The organism is Bacillus sp. AFS059628 (genome assembly GCF_002571225.1).
Classification (GTDB): Bacteria; Bacillota; Bacilli; order Bacillales; family Bacillaceae_G; genus Bacillus_A.
Genome location: NZ_NVEC01000142.1, coordinates 1 through 1,459 on the forward strand (window position 1 = coordinate 1; position 1,459 = coordinate 1,459).

General features: G+C 30.7%; 1 protein-coding gene. It reads right to left on the minus strand.

The window, feature by feature from the left end; translation table 11 throughout:
• Window positions 1-187 precede the first annotated feature (187 nt).
• Entirely contained in the window at window positions 188-1,117 is a 930-nt protein-coding gene (locus COL05_RS30415) for a DMT family transporter (RefSeq protein WP_098671319.1), read from the minus strand.
• Window positions 1,118-1,459 lie beyond the last annotated feature (342 nt).

The window sequence follows — 1,459 nt, forward strand, 5'->3', positions numbered from 1 at the left end:
TGTTCTATATTACACCTCTATACTCTAATCGTCAACACCTTTTATTCAATTAATAATAAAAATAATTTTAAAGGTATTTTTATTATTCGTTTCACCTTTCTCTATTTCAATGAAATAAAGAAAAGAACAACCTATTACACACAAGACATCCTTTTCTTTAAACATTATATACATACCCTTATAAACTTTAACATTCTTCATTCTCTTTAACATTTCGATTGCCCCACATAAATAAATCAATTAACTTACGTTTATCTGCCCATATCACTCCAAATAAAACTAAGCTACCACCTATTACTATTCTCCATGTTAAAAATTCATTTAATAGAACAATTGAAGCAACAATACTTATTAACGGCAAGGCATTTAAATATAATCCACTTACTGATGCCGAGACTGTCTCTAATGCTCTATTCCAAAACCAATACGCTAAAATTGTTGCCCCAATAACAAGATATAGTATACTTAATCCAGCCTTCCATGTTCCAATCTTTGGAAAACCGTAATAAAAAGTTTCTACCGTTGCAAATGGTAATAGAATAACAGTCCCAATAATTAAAGTTAGTGTTGTAAAAACCTTGTTTGATAAATACTGTTCTTGTTTTGGCCTTTTCAGCAATACTGTATAGAAAGCAAATAAAAAAGTACTTAATAAAATAAGGGTATCTCCTATTAAAGATACTTCTTGATCAACGTTACTAGATGGAATGGTAATAAGAAGTACTCCGGCAGCCCCAAATACAATACCGATCCAATAATTGAGCTGAATTTTTTCTTTCAAAAAGAACGCTGAAAAAAGAATTGTAACTAAAGGTAGAGCAGCATCAATAATACTAACATGCAATCCACTTGTTAAAGAAATACCGTAGGATGTGAACATAAAGTAACCAGCTACACCAGTAAAAGATAGTAAACTCATTCTTTTCCACGGCACGTGTTTATGTACAACCGATTTTTTTAATTGTTTAAATGAGAATAGTAAACAGATTCCACCCGCGAAGAAAAGGCGAATAAATAACAAAGTAAATGGCTGAATAGATTCTAACGCCCACTTTGTTGGTGCAATAGCTGTGCCCCATAACATAACAGCCGCTAATAACATGCAAATTTCTTTCATAATCCCCCCACACCCATCAAAAAATATATGTTAACTATCTTAATTATAGGTTTTTTCTTATGTGAAATCCTTTAAAAACGAAAAAACGTTATGTGAAAAAACAACTGAATAGCTATTTTCTACATAACGGTTTCATATAAAAAGTAAAATATTTTTAGTCATGCTACAACTCAATTCATATAAAAGGTAATACTTACCTTCAGCTAATATTCAAGCGTATTACTTTATACCTCTTTACCCAATCATCGTCCAACATTCATTTGAAACTATTTCTATTTCATTCTCTTCCCTCTTTAAGATTACTAAATGTATGGATTATGACATTTGGCACATAAGAATAAA

Excerpts from the sequence above, each read along its gene's own strand:
- COL05_RS30415 (WP_098671319.1), bottom strand. The coding sequence starts at position 1,117 with ATGAAAGAAATTTGCATGTTATTAGCGGCTGTTATGTTATGGGGCACA.